This is a genomic window from Sphingomonas hengshuiensis (assembly GCF_000935025.1).
In the GTDB taxonomy this organism is placed as follows: domain Bacteria; phylum Pseudomonadota; class Alphaproteobacteria; order Sphingomonadales; family Sphingomonadaceae; genus Sphingomonas; species Sphingomonas hengshuiensis.
On record NZ_CP010836.1, the window covers coordinates 1,964,121 to 1,981,420 of the forward strand.

Here is a 17,300-nt window from a genome sequence, read left to right on the forward strand (position 1 = left end):
TTGTCTGGGAGCAAGCGCGGTTGAGCGCAACATCTGATACCGGCACCGTAACGGATGTCGTCACGCGCTTCGCGCCTTCGCCTACCGGCTTCCTGCATATCGGAGGGGCACGGACGGCGCTGTTCAACCTTCTCTATGCGCGGCATCACGGGGGCAAGTTCCTGCTGCGGATCGAGGACACCGATCGCGCCCGCTCGACCGAGCCCGCCATCGCCGCGATTCTCGACGGGATGCGCTGGCTGGGGCTCGACTGGGACGGCGAAGAGGTCTTCCAGTTCGCCCGCGCCGAGCGCCATGCCGAGGTTGCGCACCAGTTGCTGGCCAAGGGCCATGCCTATAAATGCTTCGCCACCGCCGAGGAGCTGGAGGCGATGCGCGCCGAGCAGCGCGCGAACAAGCTGCCGCTGCGCTATGACGGACGCTGGCGCGACCGGCCGGAGAGCGATGCCCCGGCAGGTGCCCCCTTCGTCATCCGGCTGAAGGCGCCACGCGAAGGCGCGGTCACGATCGACGATCGCGTCCAGGGCGCAGTGACGGTCAACAACGCCGAGCTGGACGACATGGTCCTGCTCCGCTCGGACGGCACGCCCACCTATATGCTCGCGGTCGTCGTCGACGATTATGACATGGGCGTCACCCACGTCATCCGCGGCGACGATCACCTCAACAACGCCTTCCGCCAGCTCGCGCTGATCCGCGCGATGGATTGGCGCGAGCCGATCTATGCGCATATCCCGCTGATCCACGGATCGGACGGAGCGAAGCTGTCGAAGCGCCACGGCGCGCTGGGGGTCGACGCCTATCGCGACGATATGGGCATTTTGCCCGAAGCGCTGTCCAATTACCTCCTCCGACTCGGCTGGGGACATGGCGATGATGAGGTCATCAGCCGCGACCAGGCGATCGAATGGTTCGATCTGGGCGGGGTCGGCAAGTCGCCGTCGCGCTTCGACCTGAAGAAGCTCGAGAACCTCAACGGCCTCTATATCCGCGCCGCCGACGATGCCCGGCTCGCCGATCTGGTGGCGCCGCGCTTGGGCGTCGCGCTGTCCGAGTCGCAGCACGACCTTCTGCGCCGCAGCATGGCCTCGCTGAAGCCAAGGGCCGCGAATCTGGGCGAATTGGCCGATGGCGCGGGCTTCCTGTTTCGCAGCCGCCCACTGGAATTGGACGAAGGCGCGGCGGCTCTGCTAGAGGGCGAGGCGCGGACGTTTCTGGCTCAGTTGCACACCGCGCTTGACGGCGTGGAAGCCTGGGATACGGAGGCGCTCGAAGCGGCGGTTCGCGCCGTCGCGGAAGATGCGGGGGTCAAGCTCGGCGCCGCTGCGCAACCGTTGCGCGCAGCACTCGTTGGGCGGCGTACCTCGCCTGGTATCTTCGACGTCCTGGCATTGCTCGGACGCGAGGAGAGCCTGGCCCGTATCGCAGACCAGATGACCGTTCCCGCCTGACCGCGGGACTAGCAAGGACGACACTATGAGCGACACCGCGAAGCTGCAGGTTCCGGGGAAGGACGTCGAATATTCGATCCTGACGGGCAGCACCGGCCCCGATGTCGTCGATATTCGCAAGCTCTATGCCCAGACGGGCATGTTCACCTACGACCCCGGCTTCACGTCGACGGCATCGTGCGAATCGGGGCTGACGTTCATCGACGGCGATGAGGGCGTATTGCTCCATCGCGGCTATCCGATCGGCCAGCTCGCCGAAGAGTCGAGCTTCATGGAAGTCAGCTACCTCCTGCTGAACGGCGAACTGCCGAACCAGGGCGAGCTGAACAAGTTCACGCATACGATCAGCCGCCACACCATGCTCCATGAGCAGCTGGCGACCTTCTATCGCGGCTTCCGTCGCGACGCGCATCCGATGGCGATCATGTGCGGCGTGGTCGGCGCGCTGTCGGCTTTCTATCACGATTCGACCGACATCACCGATCCGACCCAGCGCATGATCGCGAGCCACCGGCTGATCGCGAAGATGCCGACGATCGCGGCGATGGCGTACAAGTACAGCGTCGGCCAGCCGTTCCTCTATCCGCAGAACGATCTGAGCTACACCGGCAATTTCCTGCGCATGACCTTCGGCGTCCCTGCCGAGCCGTATGAAGTCAATCCGGTGGTGGAGAAGGCGCTCGACCGCATCTTCATCCTCCATGCCGATCACGAGCAGAACGCCTCGACCTCGACGGTGCGGCTGGCCGGTTCGTCGGGCGCGAATCCGTTCGCGTGCATCGCGGCCGGCATCGCCTGCCTGTGGGGCCCCGCGCATGGCGGCGCCAACGAAGCCGCGCTCAACATGCTCCACGAGATCGGCCGCCCCGAGCGCATTCCCGAGTTCATCGCGCGCGCCAAGGACAAGAACGATCCGTTCCGTCTGATGGGCTTCGGCCACCGCGTGTACAAGAATTACGATCCCCGCGCGACCGTGATGCAGAAGACCGTGCGCGAAGTGTTCGCTGCGCTGAACGTCAGCAACCCGGTGTTCGAAGTCGCGCTTCAGCTCGAGGAAATGGCACTCAAGGACGATTATTTCGTCGAGAAGAAGCTGTTCCCGAACGTCGACTTCTATTCGGGCGTGATCCTGTCGGCGATCGGCTTCCCGACGACGATGTTCACCGCGCTGTTCGCGCTGGCCCGCACCGTCGGCTGGGTCGCGCAGTGGAACGAGATGATCTCGGACCCCGAGCAGAAGATCGGCCGCCCGCGCCAGCTCTACACCGGCCCGACCGAGCGCGATTACGTGCCGATCACGAGCCGCTGAACGCCCTCACCCGCGTAGAGTCCCGCCCCGTCGCCCCTTCAGGGCGGCGGGGCGGAGTTGTTTCGGGGCATTTCTCCGCGACATGTGGTACCCGGCTGTATCGATCCACGAGCGGAGCCCGCGATGCGCCAGACGATCCTGATCCTTGCCGGCCTGCTAGCGATTCCTTTCGGGGCGCTGTTCGTGCTCCAGGGGCTCGGTATGGTCCGCTGGCCGAGTTCCAGCTTCATGATCGACAGCCGGACCTGGGTGCTGCGCGGCGCGATCCTCGCCGTGCTGGGCGCGGTGCTGGTCGGCGGCGCGCGCTTGGTGCCGACCCGCGCCGAACGCAAGCGAAGCCGCCGGCGCGACTAGCCGCGCCTCCTTAACCTCAGCCGACAAGTCGGTTCAGCAAGCGCACCGACGGCCTCTGCTATTCCCGTCTCCACCATAGACGAGAGAGGGAAGCAGAGATGAAGATCGCCCAGCTTATCGCAGTCGCCGGCCTTGCCTTTGCCGGGATTGCCAGCGCCGCCACCCCCGCGGCCGCAGCGCCGACCCATGCCGGCGCCAGCACCTTGGTCGCCAGCGTGCAGAGCCACGGCTATCAGCGCGGCGACCGCTATGACCGCCAGCGCTATGACCGCCATCGCCGGGGCTGGGATCGTGGCCGCCATCATGCGGGGAACCGGCGCTACAGCCGCTCGCGCAAGGCGTGCTGGAACGAATGGCGCCGCGGCCATCGCGTGACGGTCTGCCGCCGCCGCTAGTCTGGCAACCAAGGGCGTCCGCGGTGCGGGCGCCCTTTTCGCTCACGCATCGCGCCAGGGAAGCGTGAACACGAAGCGCGCGCCCATTCCGAGCGCGCTGTCGACCGTGAGGTCGCCGCCCATCGCCCGCGCCAGCCGCCGCGCGATGTAGAGCCCCAGCCCGCTGCCGCCGGGCTCGTTCGGGTCGACACGCCCGAACTTCTCGAAGATGCGCTGCTGGTCTTCGGGCGCGATCCCCTTGCCCTGGTCGGCGACGATCACGCAGCCCATGTCGCCGTCGCGCTCCAGCCGGATCCACACCATCCCGCCCTGCGGCGAATAGCGCACGGCATTGCCGATCAGATTGACCAGCACCTGGAGCGCGCGACGGAACTCGCCCGTCACCGGCACGGTCTCGTCCATCGCCGGCTTGTCGATCCGCACTTCGCCCTGCGCCGCCCGCACCGCGAGCAGACCGCCCGCGCGGCGGGCCACATCGGCCAGGTCGATTGGCTCGGCACTCGTAGTGAAATCGTCGCGCTCGATCGCCTGCAAATCGACCAGATCGTCGACCAGCCCGAGCAGATGGCGCCCCGCATTGGCGATGTCGCCGGCATATTCGGCATAGTCCGGCTTGAGCGGCCCTTCGGTCTGCGCATTGATCGAATCGGCGTTGGCGATGATCTTGCCCAGGGGCCCACGCAGCGCGCGGTCGAGCCGCTGGCTGAACGAATTGGGAAAGCCGCCAAAGGGCGCGGCGGGTGCGGGCACCGGCGCATCGATCTTGGGCGGCGGCGGCGTGGGATCGAGCATGTGCGCCGCGCCGACGAACCCGGCGAAGCGCCCGCCCGCATCGGTACGCGGCGTAGCGCCCAGCCGCACCATCCGCCCGGTGCCGCGCAACTCGGCCTGCTGACGATCGAAACGCGTCTGCGCGGCGACGGCGGTCAGGATCGGCAGGTTGCCGGCGTCATCATGCGCCAGGCTGAACAGCCGGGTCAGCGGCTGGCCAAGCATCGCACTCGAATCGAAACCATAGCGTGCGCCCGCCTCGATCGAGAGGAAGGTGATGCGCAGCGATGCGTCGGTTTCCCACAGCCAGTCGGCGGAGGAGCGGAAGAAATCGCCGTCGCGGTCCGATTCGGTCCCCGGCGCGCGCCACACCGGGCGCGGACGCCAGCCGCTGACCTCCAGCCGGACGCCGCCGCGATCGGGCTCGGCACGGACCCAAAGCTCGAGATCGTCTTCGCCATCGGCGGCGATCACGTTGCGCGAAATCGCGATCCCCAACCGCTGCGAGAGCCGTGCCAGCGTCGCGATCTGCGGCACCGCCAACGGGCCGCCGATCAGGCCCCCGGCGCGATCGTTGAGTTCGTACAGCCGCGTCTCGGCCTCGACCAGCCGCCCGTCGGGGTCGAGTCGCCCGATCGCCAGCGGCAGCGCGGGGCCGATCGCGTTCATCGCGGAGACCCGGCCTGTGCCAGCGCGAGCAGGGCCGCGCGATAATCGGGATCGAGCTTGAGCGGCGCAAACGCCTCACGCGCTTCGTGACCGCCGATCTCGGCGATCGCGTCGAGCGTATCGGCAAAGCGCTCGACATCGCGGCGCGGATCAGCCTCGCACAGGGCATAGCCGATCTGGGCAATCGCCTCGCGCGGGAGTTCGAGCGCCCGAAGCGCGAGCCACAGCCGGTCGGCGCCGGGATCGAGCACCATGTCGCGGGCAAGCGCATAGTCCGAGCCCAGCGCGTGGGCGAGCAACGCGACGAACAGCACTACGCGCCGGTCGCCGAGCGATTCGACCAGAAGCTGGGGCAGTTCGTCGGCCTGTGCGTCGATCACCGCGGCGAAGCGCATCGCGGTCGCCTCCAGCCGATCGCCCTCGTCATACGCGGCGAGGCTGCGTTGCGCGGCCTCGGACAGCGCGCGGTCGACGACTGCCAGCGCCGCGCCCTCGGCTTCCTCGACGCGCTCGCGCAGCGCGGCGGCGACCCACCAGACGAGCTTGTGGTGCAGTTCGGCGGGCAATCCCGTCTCGGCCAGCTGTCCCGCATCGGGACTGCCCCGGCGACGACTTTCGGCGATCAGCACGGCCATCGCACCGCTCGCGAGCACGCGATCGGGATGCTGAACGAATCGGTTGATCAGGCTCGGGCGCTCGGGATCGTCGGGGGCGTGCATCGGCAGCGCGGCGCCGATCGCATCCTGCCGCACCCGCGCAGTGAGTTCGGCCATCAGCGCGGTGTCGCGGAGCAGCCCAGACCGGGCCAGCCGGGGGAATACCGAGGCGCCGCCTTCGGTAAGCGCCTGCGCCAGCGCGGATTCGCCGCGGCTGATCAGCAAACGTGCCCCATATTCGCGGATTTGCGCCTCTACGGTCTCCACCAGCGCGCGGAGGAGCGTCGCGAGCGCCGATCGGGTCCGTTCGTCAAGCCGCTGATCTTCGGGCAGAAAGAAATCGTCGACGGCAACCATCAGGCCGCGATAGGCGCACGCCTCCGCAGCTGCCGCGCGCGCGAGCAGCGCCTTTGCGCCGATGGAAGCGCCACCGCGCAGGTCGACGGGGTTGTCCGACATCGTGCTCAATCTACGGGAGTGTCCTTAAGACGAGCCTAAGCTTTTTCCCGCGTCCCCTCAACCGCCGCTGCAAGGGTAGCGAATGCGTATATCGCAACTGCAGCAAGGCCGGCCGTGACAAAACCTGCCAGCGAAAAGGGCGTGATGAGGAGCAAAAGCGCCGACGGACTCGCCCACCAGCGCCTGTGTCGCGATGGGACACGTTCGACCAGGAATTGGGCGACGACCGCGACGAGCGCAAGCACCAGCGGCGTGGCTGATTGCGTGGCATCCTGAACCCCGCGCGCAGCAAGCATCGCCACAGCGGCGAACAGCGCCAATATCGCCCATTCGAATCCGCGCGTGCGCGCTTCCTCGCCGCGCAGCGCCGCCATCGCCGCGCCGGTGGCGAGCGTCGCGGTCGCCAGCAGCGCGCCGAGCGCGCCCGATCCGACCCATCCAAAAGCGATCGCGGTCAGCGCCAGCGCCGCTACGACGCCCGCGCCGGCCATCAGCCCCCAGCCAGGAACGGTGCGCGCCACGAGTTCGGGCAGCGCCAGCCGCGCGATCGGCGTGAACACCCAGCGATCGGCCCAGTCGGTGCGCCGCTCGGTAAGCGCCGCCAGCACGCCGGTATTGCGCGAGGCCAGCCCGTCCGCGCTACGCTCGACGGCATGGCCGCTGCGCAGCCACGCGGCGCTCAGCGTGATATGTTCGGCGCCCGATTGCGCCGCGACGCGCAACAGCGCCGATTGAAAATCATAATCCTCGGGCATCTGCGCGATCTGCCCGAGCTGGGGGACCGAGATGCGGGCGATTCCGGCCCAGCAATCGCGCATGTCGAGCCGCTCGATCGCCGCGGGCGAGGTCGCATCGTCGGTGACGAGCAGCGCCTCCGCCCCCTCGCCCGCCATCCGGTCCATCACCGGATCGGTGGTGACCAGCCCATCGGCGATCACCAGCACGCGTGCGTTCGGCTCCATCTTCTCCGAGGCTTCCTCGGCGGAGCGGACGATCTCGACGGCGACGTCGCGCTTCGACGCGCGGTTGACCGCCGCGAGCAGCGCGGGCGTCATCCGCCCGACCGCGATCAGCACCTGCTCCGCACCCGCGCCGGCCAGCAGCCGCACCTGATATTCGAGCAAAGTCATGCCGCCGAACGGCAACGTCGCGACGAGCGTCCCCGGCCGGTCGCTCGCCTCCTCGACTGCAAAGATCAGCCCTGCCAGCATGGTCGCCGGGTTAGGCGGTTCGGCGCCCACAATCAAATCGTCGATCGGCAGGATCGGGAAGCGCTCGCGCGGCGGGAGCTTGCACGACCAGGACGGCAGGTCGATCTCGTCCGAAGCCATCGCCTTCAGCCCGCCAGATACGCCGCGCGCACCTGTTCCCAGGCGGTCTCGTCAGGAAGCGTGGCTGCGTCCAGATCCCCCGGCTGCGCGGCAGGATCGTCGACCCATAGCCGCAGCCCCGGCCCGCCGTTGATCACGTCGATCGCGAGCTTGTCGAACACATATTCATACGGAAAATCGCGCCACAGATTGTAATCGGGGTAAAGCGTGCGGATCGCCTTGAACCCCAGCGCCTGCACCCGCCACGGGCGGAAGGCGGCATGGTCGTATCCCGGCCCCTCGGCATGGAGGAACACACCGTTGCAGAGCTGGCCGACATGCTTGTGGAAGGTCGGCTGGAACCAGAAATCGCGCAAGCGCACCCCGCCCAGCCAGTGCGGCGCGAGTCTGTGCATCTCGGCAATCACCGCCTTGGCATCGATGTCGGGCGCGCCGAACAGCTCGAGCGGGCGGGTGGTGCCGCGCCCCTCGGACAACGTCGTGCCCTCCAGCATCACCGTGCCGGCATAGGCGCGCGCCATGTTGACGTTGGCGGCATTGGGGCTGGGGTTGATCCACGGACGCTCGGGCGGCCAGCCAAAGCCGGGCGCGGCATCGGGCGCCCAGCCCTCCATTTCGATCACGCGATAGTCGACGTCGAGGCCGTAGTGATCGACGAACCACCGCCCCATCTCGCCCAGCGTCATCCCGTGCCGCATCGGCATCGGCCCCGCGCCGACAAAGCTCTCCCAGCCGGGCAACAGCGTCTGCCCCTCGACCGGGCGCCCGGCGGGATTGGGGCGATCGAGCACCCATACGCTCTTGCGGTGCGCGGCGGCGGCCTCGAGGATGTAGAGCAGGGTCGTGACGAAGGTGTAGATCCTGCAACCGACATCCTGGAGATCGACCAGCATCGTGTCGAACGTGCCCATCGACTGGCCGGTCGGGCGGCGGACCTCGCCATAGAGGCTGAACACGGGCACGCGATAGGTCGGGTCGGTAAAGTCCGGCGACTCCATCATGTTATCCTGAAGGTCGCCGCGCACGCCATGCTGCGGCCCGAACACCGCCGAGATATTCACCCCCGCCGCGACCAGCGCATCCAGCGAATGGGTAAGGTCCGCCGTGACGGAGGCAGGGTGCGCGAGCAGCGCGACACGCTGGCCCTCAAGCGGTTTGCGCAGCGCGGGGTCGGCGAGCAGCCGGTCGATACCGAATTTCATGCCGTGCCTGCTGCCGGGAGTTCCAGCACGAAGCAAGCCGGATCGTGGAAATCGGGCTTTCCGGGCGGATGGGCAAGCGCCCAATAGGATTTGGTACCGTCGGTCTCCTCGATGACGGCGGTGAGGCTGACGTGTTTGCCGTAAATCCCGCGGAAAGGCCGAACATCCAGCCACGCGGTCAATGCAAAGCGGGTTGGGTCGGTCTCGAGGTAAATGTCGACCCCTGTCACGGCGCTCGGGGCCATCCCCTCCCGATAGCTATCGAAGCGGTATGCCGCCCAATGCCGCGACGGCGCAAAGTTAAATTCGTGGTAGGCACCGCTGGCGCCTTCGCGGAAAAACAATTCGAAACACGTGTGCCGCCAAAGCTCGTCACGCCGTTCAGGAATCGCCGGCGCTGGTATCAGCACGCGGCCGATGTCACCTATCGCGACAAATTCGGCCTTGAGCACATCGGTACCAACCAGCGAAAGCTTGGTTCCGAGCCGGACGGGAGCCGCAGCGCTCGCAGGGTGCGGCACTAACGCGCTTTTGCTCAACACCTGCGCCATCATTCCTCCACGGACCATTTCGTCCCCGTGATCGTTAGGTCAGAAGCACCACCTTCCGAAAGTCCCCCATGCTTCGCGCCCTCCTGATCGGCCTCGTCGCCGGTGCCCGTTCGATGACTCCCCTCGCCATGGTCGCCAATGCCGCGCGCACCGGCACGCTGCCCACCGACAATGGCGCCCCGCGCTGGCTGGGGCATCCGCTGGTGTCGCTCGGTACGATGGCGCTCGCGACCTATGAGCTGGCGGGCGACAAGCAGAAGAGTGCGCCCGACCGGATCATTCCGCCCGCCATCTTCGTGCGCAGCCTGAACGCCGCATTCGCCGGCATGGCGCTGTCCCCGCGCTGCGATCGCATCGCCGGGGCAGCAGTGGCGGGGGCGGCGGCGGTGCTCGCCTCCTACGCCAGCTTCGCGCTGCGGATGCGGGCGATGCGCGACCATGGCCAGACGTCCACCGGCTTCGTCGAGGACGCGATCGTGCTGGCGGCAGCGACTGCGGCAGTCCGCGCGCCTCTGCCGGCCGTCCCCGCGCCGACGCGGGCACTTTCCGAGCCGCAGTAAGCACGCAGCTTCCGGGATGACGCGCGGCCCGCCAGCGGCTATGCGCGCGGCATGACCGAATACCAGTCCGACCTCCTCCGCCTGCTGTCCTCGCGCGGCTATATCCACCAGGTCACCGACGCGAGCGCGCTCGATACGCTTGCGAGCAAGCAGGTCGTGCCCGGCTATATCGGCTTCGATCCGACCGCGCCGTCGCTTCATGTCGGCAGCCTGGTGCAGATCATGCTGCTGCGGCGGCTGCAACAGGCGGGGCACAAGCCGATCGTGCTGATGGGCGGCGGCACCGGCAAGGTCGGCGACCCCAGCTTCAAGGACGATGCGCGCAAGCTGCTGACGCTCGACACGATCGGCAGCAACATCGCGTCGATCAAGACGGTGTTCGAACGCTTCCTGACGTTCGGCGACGGGCCGACCGACGCGGTGATGGTCGATAACGCCGAATGGCTCGACGCGCTGGAGTACATCCCGTTCCTGCGCGACATCGGCCAGCATTTCTCAGTCAACCGGATGCTGAGCTTCGATTCGGTCAAGCTGCGGCTGGATCGCGAGCAATCGCTGAGCTTCCTGGAATTCAACTACATGATCCTCCAGGCCTATGATTTCCTGGAGCTTTCCCGTCGCGCCGGGTGCCGGCTCCAGATGGGCGGCTCGGACCAATGGGGCAATATCGTCAACGGCATCGAACTGTCGCGCCGCGTCGACGGGACCGAGGTGTTCGGCGTCACCACCCCGCTGATCACCACGGCGGACGGCGGCAAGATGGGCAAGACCATGTCCGGCGCGGTGTGGCTCAACGAGGACCAGTTGCCACATTTCGATTACTGGCAGTTCTGGCGGAACACCGATGATCGCGACGTGGGCCGGTTCCTGCGGCTGTTCACCGACCTGCCGCTCGACGAGATCGCCCGGCTGGAGGCGCTGGAGGGCGCCGAAATCAACGAGGCGAAGAAGCTGCTCGCGACCGAGGCGACTGCGATGTGCCGCGGCCGCGACGCCGCCGAGCAGGCAGCCGAGACCGCACGCCGCACGTTCGAAGAGGGCGCTGCTGGCGACTCGCTCCCGCGCTACACCGTAGAGGGCGGTAGCATCGCGGTGGTCGATGCGCTGATCGCACTCGGGCTGTGCGCGTCGAAGGGCGAGGCGCGGCGCAAGATCGCCGAGGGCGCGATCCGGGTCGACGATGCGGTTGTGTCCGACGCGGCGGCGAGCGTGACGGTGGCGGGGCAGGTCAAGCTGAGCTTCGGGAAGAAGAAGCACGGGCTGCTCGTTACCGGGTGAGCTTTGGCGGGGAGCCGCCGCGATCGGTGGTGCGCGCGGCGCGCATTGTTTTTTTATCGCGCAAAGACGCAAAGACGCAAAGGCGCAAAGCTGGCTGGATATGTGGCGCGCGAGCACCCGATCACGGCTCTCGTTCAAGCACCCGAAAAGCGCGACGCCCTCTTAGCGCCTTTGCGTCTTTGCGCGAAAAATGTCGCGGGCCGCGCGCTGAACGCTTGAGAAAGATTCTCACACAAAGCCACTAAGACACTAAGAACGAATTCTTTTTCTCTTTGTGCCTTCGTGGCTTTGTGTGAAATCCAAACACCTTCACCCAGACCGCAACAACCCCACCGCCGCATCCCGCTCGAACAAATACAGCGCCGTCCGCGCCGCCTGCCCGCGATCGCCCTTCAGCCCGCCGTCGCGATCGATCAGCAGCCGCGCGTCGCTGTTCGCCGCCGGAATAAGCTGGGTCAGCATCTCAGGCGTCGCCAGCCGGAACTGCATCTCGCCAGACTGGCGCGTGCCGAGCAGTTCGCCCGCGCCGCGCAGCCGCAGATCCTCCTCGGCGATGCGGAAACCGTCATTGGTCTCGCGCATCAGCGCTAGCCGCGCGCGCGACGTCTCGCTCAGCCCCTTGCCGCGCAGCAACAGGCAGATCGAGCGCCCCCCGCCCCGTCCCACGCGCCCGCGAAGCTGGTGGAGCTGGGCCAGTCCGAAGCGGTCGGCATGTTCGATCACGATCAGCGTGGCGTTGGGCACGTCGACGCCGACTTCGATCACCGTCGTCGCCACCAGCACGCCCAGTTCGCCGCCCGCGAAGCGCGCCATCACCGCGTCCTTCTCGACCGGCTTCATCCGGCCATGAACCAGCCCCACGGCATCGCCGAACCGCGCCGCAAGCTGCCCTGCGCGTTCCTCGGCCGCGGCAAGGTCGATCTTCTCGCTCTCCTCGACCAGCGGGCACACCCAATAGGCCTGCTTCCCCGACGCCAGATGCCGCCCCAGCGCCTCGACGATCTCGGCCAGCCGGTCCTCGGCGATCACGCTGGTCTCCACCGGCTCGCGCCCGGGGGGCATTTCGTCGAGGCGGCTGACGTCCATCTCGCCATGGCTGGCGAGCTGGAGCGTGCGCGGGATCGGGGTGGCGGTCATCACCAGCAGATGCGGCGGCACCTGTGCCTTGGACTGGAGCATCAGCCGCTCGGCGACGCCGAAGCGATGCTGCTCGTCGACCACCACCAGCCCGAGGTCGCGATACGCGACTCCCTGCTGGAAGATCGCATGCGTGCCGATCAGCACATCGATCTCGCCCGACGCCAGCCCCATCAGCGTCGCCTCGCGCACCCGGCCCTTGTCGCGCCCGGTGAGGATCGCGACGCGGACGCCCAGCGGCTCGAACAGGCGCGACAGCGTGTCGAAATGCTGGCGCGCGAGGATTTCGGTCGGCGCCAGCAGCGCGCCCTGCGCCCCCGCCTCCGCCGCGATCAGCAGCGCCATTGCCGCCACCAGCGTCTTGCCCGACCCGACATCGCCCTGGAGCAGCCTTAGCATCGGCTGGACCTGCGCCATGTCGCCTTCGATCTCGCGGATCGTCCGCGCCTGCGCGCCGGTGGGGCTATAGGGCAGCCGCAGCGCGTCGCGCAGCCGCCCGTCGCCCTTCAGCGCGCGCCCGCGCCGCGCCCGCGCCTCGCCGCGCACCAGCATCAGCGCGAGTTGGTTGGCGAAAATCTCGTCATAAGCGAGCCGCGCCCGCGCCTTCGCGTCCGCCGGATCGGCATGGATGCGCGCCAGCGCCTCGCGCCAGCCGGGCCACTCCTGTTGCGCCTTCAGGCTCGGCTCAATCCATTCGGGCAAATCGGGCGCGCGCTCGATCGCCTGCACCGCCAGCGCCGCCAGCCGCCGCGAGGTGATCCCTTCCGAACAGGGATAGACCGCCTCGCGCCCCGGCAGCGCGGCTTCGTCGGGCGGGAGGACATGGTCGGGGTGGACCATCTGGAGGTCCTGGCCATATTGCTCCAGCTTGCCCGAAACCCAGCGCGGCTCGCCGATCGGCAGCAGTTTCTTCGCCCAGCCCGAATTGCCGCCGAAGAAAACGAGTGTGACGTGGTTCCCCGCCGCGTCCACCGCCTGAACGCGCGCCGGAGCCCGCGCGCTGCCGCCCATGCGATAGCTGACCGGGGTCAAAATGATCGCGATCACGCGCCCCGCATCGGCCATATCGAGTTCGTCGCGCGGCTCGCGATCGATGAAGCCGGTGGGCAGATGGAACGCGACATCGACCGCGCGCGCCAGCCCAAGCCGCTCCAGCGGCTTGGCCAGCCCGGGGCCGATGCCTTTCAGCGCGGTGACTTCCGCGAACAGTGGATTGAGAATTTCGGGCCGCATGACTATCTGCCGACCCCTATAGCCCAGCCGGCAGCGCGTTCCAGCGCCGCCGGCCAATTGCCGTTTAGGAATGTGCCATGGACCGCGAACATCGTCTCAAGCGCCTGCGCTTTCGTGCGTGGCATCGCGGCGTGAAAGAGGCCGACCTGCTGATCGGGGGCTTTTTCGACGCGCACCATGCGGGCTGGAACGATGCCGAGATCGAGTTGTTCGAAGCGCTTCTGGAAGAACAGGATGTCGACATCATGGCATGGGCGATGGGAACCGCCGGCGTTCCCATGCACTATCAGGGGTCCATCCTATCTGTTCTGAAAACCCTCAATTATGTGCCGATTGCGAAATAGCCGCTGATGCCTGATCTCAAGACGATCCTCAAAGCCGCGAAGCCGCTGACGCTGGCGGGTGCGCCCACCGGCTTCCTGCCGTGGATGCTCGCCGATCTGGCGCGGGCGAGCGGTGTCGCGGTGTTCATCGCGCCCGACGAGGCGGAGATGCGCGCGATCGCATCGACGGCGCCCTATTTCGCGCCCGACCTCGACGTGCTCGCCTATCCGGCATGGGATTGCCTGCCCTATGACCGCGCCAGCCCGACGCTGCGCGTCATGGCCGAGCGCCTCGCGACGCTCCACGCGCTCCAGGCCAAGGCAAAGGGGCCGCGGCTGCTCGTCACCACCGTCAACGCGGCGACTCAGCGCACGCTGACCCCGTTCCGCATCCGCCAGTTGATCGCACGCCTCGCGCCCGGCGAGCGCATCTCGCTCGATCGGCTGGCGACTTTGCTCCAGGCGAACGGATACCACCGAGTCGACACCGTCGCCGATGCGGGCGAGTTCGCGGTGCGCGGCGGGCTGGTCGATCTGTTTCCTTCGGGCGCCGAACAGGCGTTGCGGCTCGATTTCTTCGGCGACGAGATCGAGACCGTCCGCACCTTCGATCCGCAGGACCAGCGCACCACGGGCCGCGTCGACGGCTTCGCGCTGCTGCCCGCCAGCGAGGCGTTGCTCGACGAGGAAAGCGTCAAGCGCTTCCGCGCGCGCTATCGCGAGAAATTCGGCGCCAACGCCACCGCCGATCCGCTGTACCAGGCGATCAGCGACGGGCGGCGGCTGGCCGGGATGGAGCATTGGCTGCCGCTGTTCGAGGATCGGCTGGCGACGCTGTTCGACCATCTGCCCGATGGCTGCGTGGTGCTGCGCGACACGGGGACGCAGGGTGCGGGCACCCAGCGTTTCGAGGCGATCGCCGATTACCAGCAGAACCGCGCCCGCGCTGAATCGACCGCACCGGGCAGCTATCGCCCGCTCGACACCACCGCCTTGTACCTGAGCCCCGACGAATGGGCGACGGCGCAGGATGCGGTGCCCGTGCATGTGACGACCAGCTTCCACGAGCCGGAAAGCGCCACCGTCCTCGACTTCGCCGTCGACGGCCCGCGCGACTTCGCGCCCGAGCGCGCGGCGAGCGCCAATGTCTACGATGCGGTCGTAGACCATCTCGGCAAGCTGCGGAAAGCGGGGCAGAAACCGATCCTCGCCAGCTATTCGAACGGCGCGCGCGAGCGGCTTTCGGGGCTGCTCAAGGATCACGGCCTGAAATCGCTCGTCGCGGTCGAAAGCTGGCAGGAGGCGCTGGGCGCTGCCGACAAGAGCGTCGCCCTGATCGTCCTGCCGCTCGACCATGGCTTCAGTGCCCCCGGCGTCGCGGTGCTGACCGAACAGGACATGCTGGGCGACCGGCTGGTTCGCCGGGCCAAGCGGCGCAAGAATACCGATGCGTTCCTCCAGGAACTCGCCACCCTCTCCCCCGGCGATCTGGTCGTCCATGTCGATCACGGCATCGGCCGCTATGAGGGGCTGACGCAGATTCCGGTGCAGAAAGCGCCGCACGATTGCGTCGCGCTGAGCTATGCCGGGGGCGACAAGCTGTTCGTGCCGGTCGAGAATCTCGAGGTGCTCAGCCGCTATGGCGCGGGCGAGGAAGGCGCGACGCTCGACAAGCTGGGCGGCGAGGCGTGGCAGCGGCGCAAATCGAAGATGAAGGAGCGCATCCGCGAAATCGCGGGCGAACTCATCGCGACCGCCGCCAAGCGCGCGACGCGCCCCGCCGATGTCGCCGAGCCCGATCATGGCGGCTACCCCGCCTTTGTCGATCGCTTCCCCTATGAGGAGACCGACGACCAGGATCGCGCGATCAACGACGTGCTGGAGGATCTCGCCGCGGGGCGCCCGATGGACCGGCTGATCGTCGGCGATGTCGGCTTCGGCAAGACCGAGGTCGCGTTGCGCGCCGCGTTCGTCGCGGCGATGGCGGGGATGCAGGTCGCGGTGGTATGCCCCACCACCCTCCTCGCCCGCCAGCACCACCGCAATTTCGTCGAGCGATTCCAGGGCTTCCCGCTCGAAGTCGGCCGCCTCTCGCGCCTCGTCCCCGCTGCCGAGGCAAAGGCGGTGCGCGACGGGCTGACCGCGGGCACGATCGACATCGTGATCGGCACCCACGCGATCCTGTCCAAGACCGTCGATTTCAAGCGGCTCGGCCTCGTCATCGTCGATGAGGAGCAGCGGTTCGGCGTGACGCACAAGGAACGGCTCAAGGCGATGAAGGCCGATGTCCACGTCCTGACGCTCACCGCCACGCCGATCCCGCGCACGCTCCAGATGGCGATGTCGGGCCTGCGCGAATTGTCGGTGATCCAGACCCCACCGGTCGATCGGCTCGCGGTGCGCACCTATGTCATGCCGTGGGACCCGGTGGTGCTGCGCGAGGCGTTGCTGCGCGAGCATTATCGCGGCGGCCAGGCCTATTTCGTCACCCCCCGCATCTCCGACCTGCCCGATATCGAGAAATTCCTGCGCGAGGACGTGCCCGAGATCAGCTATGTCGTCGCACACGGCCAGATGGCGCCGACCGAAGTCGAGGAGCGGATGTCCGCCTTCTACGATCGCCGCTACGACCTGCTGATCTCGACGACGATCATCGAGAGCGGGCTCGACATCCCCAGCGCCAACACGCTGATCGTCAACCGCGCCGACAAGTTCGGCCTCGCGCAGCTCTACCAGATTCGCGGGCGCGTGGGCCGGGCGAAGACCCGCGCCTATGCCTATATGACCACCCCGCCCGAGCGCCAGATGAGCGAGGCGGCGGCCAAGCGGCTCAAGGTGCTGTCCGACCTCGAATCGCTCGGCGCCGGGTTCCAGCTTGCCAGCCACGACCTCGACATTCGCGGCGCGGGCAATCTGCTCGGCGACGAGCAATCGGGGCATATCAAGGAAGTCGGCTACGAACTCTACCAGTCGATGCTGGAAGAGGCGATCATGGACGCCAAGGCTGGCGGCATCCGCGACGAACGCCCCAAGGACCTGTCGCCGTCGATCACCGTCGACGCGCCGATCCTGATCCCCGAGGACTATGTCCCCGATCTCGACCTGCGCATGGGGCTGTACCGCCGCCTGAACGAGATCGAGGACAGCGACGGCATCGAAGGGTTCGCCGCGGAAATGATCGACCGTTTCGGCAAGCTGCCCGAGGCGACCGAGAATTTGCTGCAACTGATCGAGGCCAAGCTGAACGCGAAAAAGGCGTGCATCGCCAAGATCGACGTGGGGCCAAAGGGTGCGCTGGTCACCTTCCACGAGGATAAATTCCCCAATGTCGCGGGGCTGATGGCCTATGTCGATCGGCTGAACGGCACTGCGCGGCTGCGTCCGGACATGCGGCTGGTGGTGACGCGCGAGTGGAACAACCCGCGGTCGCGGCTCAACGCGGCGCTCCAGATTTCGCGCGGGCTGGCCAAGGCGGCGGGCTGAAATCGCTGCCAGTCGTTGGAAAATCTGAACAAAAGCGGGACCCTCGCACCTCCGACCCCTCTATAAAGGCTGCACAGTATCGTCAGCCTTCTGGGGGATGTAGTTTGAGTAATTCGCTGAGTTCGCGGCTCTCTTTCA

Annotated in this window: 14 protein-coding genes; 8 read left to right on the plus strand and 6 right to left on the minus strand. The window is 67.4% G+C overall.

The features are described 5' to 3' along the window. Positions 1-20: 20 nt before the first annotated feature. From gltX to TS85_RS08620, 4 genes are all read left to right on the plus strand, one after another. Complete coding sequence (gene gltX / locus TS85_RS08605; RefSeq protein WP_044331641.1) at positions 21-1,451, plus strand: glutamate--tRNA ligase; 1,431 nt, start codon at positions 21-23, stop codon at positions 1,449-1,451. 25 nt (positions 1,452-1,476) lie between these two features. Beyond that, positions 1,477-2,760, plus strand: a complete 1,284-nt coding sequence (locus tag TS85_RS08610; protein WP_044331642.1) for a citrate synthase — start codon at positions 1,477-1,479, stop codon at positions 2,758-2,760. 123 nt (positions 2,761-2,883) lie between these two features. Further along, positions 2,884-3,114 carry a hypothetical protein gene (locus TS85_RS08615; protein ID WP_044331643.1) on the plus strand — a complete coding sequence of 77 codons (231 nt, stop codon included), beginning with the start codon at positions 2,884-2,886 and terminating at the stop codon, positions 3,112-3,114. 98 nt (positions 3,115-3,212) lie between these two features. Continuing rightward, on the plus strand, positions 3,213-3,509 hold the full coding sequence (locus TS85_RS08620) for a hypothetical protein (RefSeq protein ID WP_044331644.1): 297 nt from the start codon (positions 3,213-3,215) through the stop codon (positions 3,507-3,509). Between the two features lie 42 nt (positions 3,510-3,551). Here TS85_RS08620 and TS85_RS08625 read toward each other — a convergent pair whose 3' ends face one another. Genes TS85_RS08625 through TS85_RS08645 form a run of 5 tightly spaced genes read right to left on the minus strand, consistent with a single transcriptional unit; the run spans position 3,552 to position 9,151 of the window. Continuing rightward, positions 3,552-4,949, minus strand: coding sequence for a sensor histidine kinase (locus TS85_RS08625; protein WP_044331645.1), 1,398 nt, complete (start codon positions 4,947-4,949; stop codon positions 3,552-3,554). Continuing rightward, the gene (locus TS85_RS08630) at positions 4,946-6,064 is read right to left on the minus strand and encodes a DUF2336 domain-containing protein (RefSeq protein ID WP_044331646.1); all 1,119 of its coding nucleotides are present in this window, start codon (positions 6,062-6,064) and stop codon (positions 4,946-4,948) included. Before TS85_RS08630 ends, TS85_RS08625 begins: the two co-directional genes overlap by 4 nt. A 35-nt stretch (positions 6,065-6,099) precedes the next feature. Beyond that, positions 6,100-7,395: a zinc ribbon-containing protein gene (locus TS85_RS08635; RefSeq protein WP_227698726.1), complete on the minus strand. Its 1,296-nt coding sequence runs from the start codon at positions 7,393-7,395 to the stop codon at positions 6,100-6,102. Positions 7,396-7,400: 5 nt separating this feature from the next. Further along, positions 7,401-8,597: an exo-beta-N-acetylmuramidase NamZ family protein gene (locus tag TS85_RS08640; RefSeq protein WP_044331647.1), complete on the minus strand. Its 1,197-nt coding sequence runs from the start codon at positions 8,595-8,597 to the stop codon at positions 7,401-7,403. After that, positions 8,594-9,151: a DOMON-like domain-containing protein gene (locus TS85_RS08645; protein WP_052507818.1), complete on the minus strand. Its 558-nt coding sequence runs from the start codon at positions 9,149-9,151 to the stop codon at positions 8,594-8,596. Before TS85_RS08645 ends, TS85_RS08640 begins: the two co-directional genes overlap by 4 nt. Positions 9,152-9,216: 65 nt before the next feature. Between TS85_RS08645 and TS85_RS08650 the strand changes: the two genes are divergently transcribed. Further along, positions 9,217-9,708: a DUF4126 family protein gene (locus TS85_RS08650; RefSeq protein WP_044331648.1), complete on the plus strand. Its 492-nt coding sequence runs from the start codon at positions 9,217-9,219 to the stop codon at positions 9,706-9,708. A 51-nt stretch (positions 9,709-9,759) separates the two neighbouring features. Then, positions 9,760-10,986, plus strand: coding sequence for a tyrosine--tRNA ligase (gene tyrS, locus TS85_RS08655; protein WP_044331649.1), 1,227 nt, complete (start codon positions 9,760-9,762; stop codon positions 10,984-10,986). Between the two features lie 309 nt (positions 10,987-11,295). Here tyrS and recG read toward each other — a convergent pair whose 3' ends face one another. Then, positions 11,296-13,356 (minus strand): ATP-dependent DNA helicase RecG, encoded by a 2,061-nt coding sequence (recG, locus tag TS85_RS08660; RefSeq protein WP_044331650.1) that lies wholly within the window; start codon positions 13,354-13,356, stop codon positions 11,296-11,298. A 77-nt stretch (positions 13,357-13,433) separates the two neighbouring features. On the opposite strand from recG, the gene TS85_RS08665 reads away from it, so the two are divergent. Together TS85_RS08665 and mfd are read left to right on the plus strand one after the other, a co-directional pair. Next, complete coding sequence (locus tag TS85_RS08665) at positions 13,434-13,700, plus strand: FAD assembly factor SdhE (protein ID WP_044331651.1); 267 nt, start codon at positions 13,434-13,436, stop codon at positions 13,698-13,700. A 6-nt stretch (positions 13,701-13,706) separates the two neighbouring features. Then, on the plus strand, positions 13,707-17,162 hold the full coding sequence (gene mfd, locus TS85_RS08670) for a transcription-repair coupling factor (protein WP_044331652.1): 3,456 nt from the start codon (positions 13,707-13,709) through the stop codon (positions 17,160-17,162). Positions 17,163-17,300: the final 138 nt, after the last annotated feature.

Bases quoted from the DNA above. Each gene is read 5' to 3' on its own strand.
- TS85_RS08610 (WP_044331642.1), top strand. From the start codon at position 1,477: ATGAGCGACACCGCGAAGCTGCAGGTTCCGGGGAAGGACGTCGAATAT.
- TS85_RS08615 (WP_044331643.1), top strand. From the start codon at position 2,884: ATGCGCCAGACGATCCTGATCCTTGCCGGCCTGCTAGCGATTCCTTTC.
- TS85_RS08620 (WP_044331644.1), top strand. From the start codon at position 3,213: ATGAAGATCGCCCAGCTTATCGCAGTCGCCGGCCTTGCCTTTGCCGGG.
- TS85_RS08625 (WP_044331645.1), bottom strand. From the start codon at position 4,949: ATGAACGCGATCGGCCCCGCGCTGCCGCTGGCGATCGGGCGACTCGAC.
- TS85_RS08630 (WP_044331646.1), bottom strand. From the start codon at position 6,064: ATGTCGGACAACCCCGTCGACCTGCGCGGTGGCGCTTCCATCGGCGCA.
- TS85_RS08635 (WP_227698726.1), bottom strand. From the start codon at position 7,395: ATGGCTTCGGACGAGATCGACCTGCCGTCCTGGTCGTGCAAGCTCCCG.
- TS85_RS08640 (WP_044331647.1), bottom strand. From the start codon at position 8,597: ATGAAATTCGGTATCGACCGGCTGCTCGCCGACCCCGCGCTGCGCAAA.
- TS85_RS08645 (WP_052507818.1), bottom strand. From the start codon at position 9,151: ATGATGGCGCAGGTGTTGAGCAAAAGCGCGTTAGTGCCGCACCCTGCG.
- TS85_RS08650 (WP_044331648.1), top strand. From the start codon at position 9,217: ATGCTTCGCGCCCTCCTGATCGGCCTCGTCGCCGGTGCCCGTTCGATG.
- tyrS (WP_044331649.1), top strand. From the start codon at position 9,760: ATGACCGAATACCAGTCCGACCTCCTCCGCCTGCTGTCCTCGCGCGGC.
- recG (WP_044331650.1), bottom strand. From the start codon at position 13,356: ATGCGGCCCGAAATTCTCAATCCACTGTTCGCGGAAGTCACCGCGCTG.
- TS85_RS08665 (WP_044331651.1), top strand. From the start codon at position 13,434: ATGGACCGCGAACATCGTCTCAAGCGCCTGCGCTTTCGTGCGTGGCAT.
- mfd (WP_044331652.1), top strand. From the start codon at position 13,707: ATGCCTGATCTCAAGACGATCCTCAAAGCCGCGAAGCCGCTGACGCTG.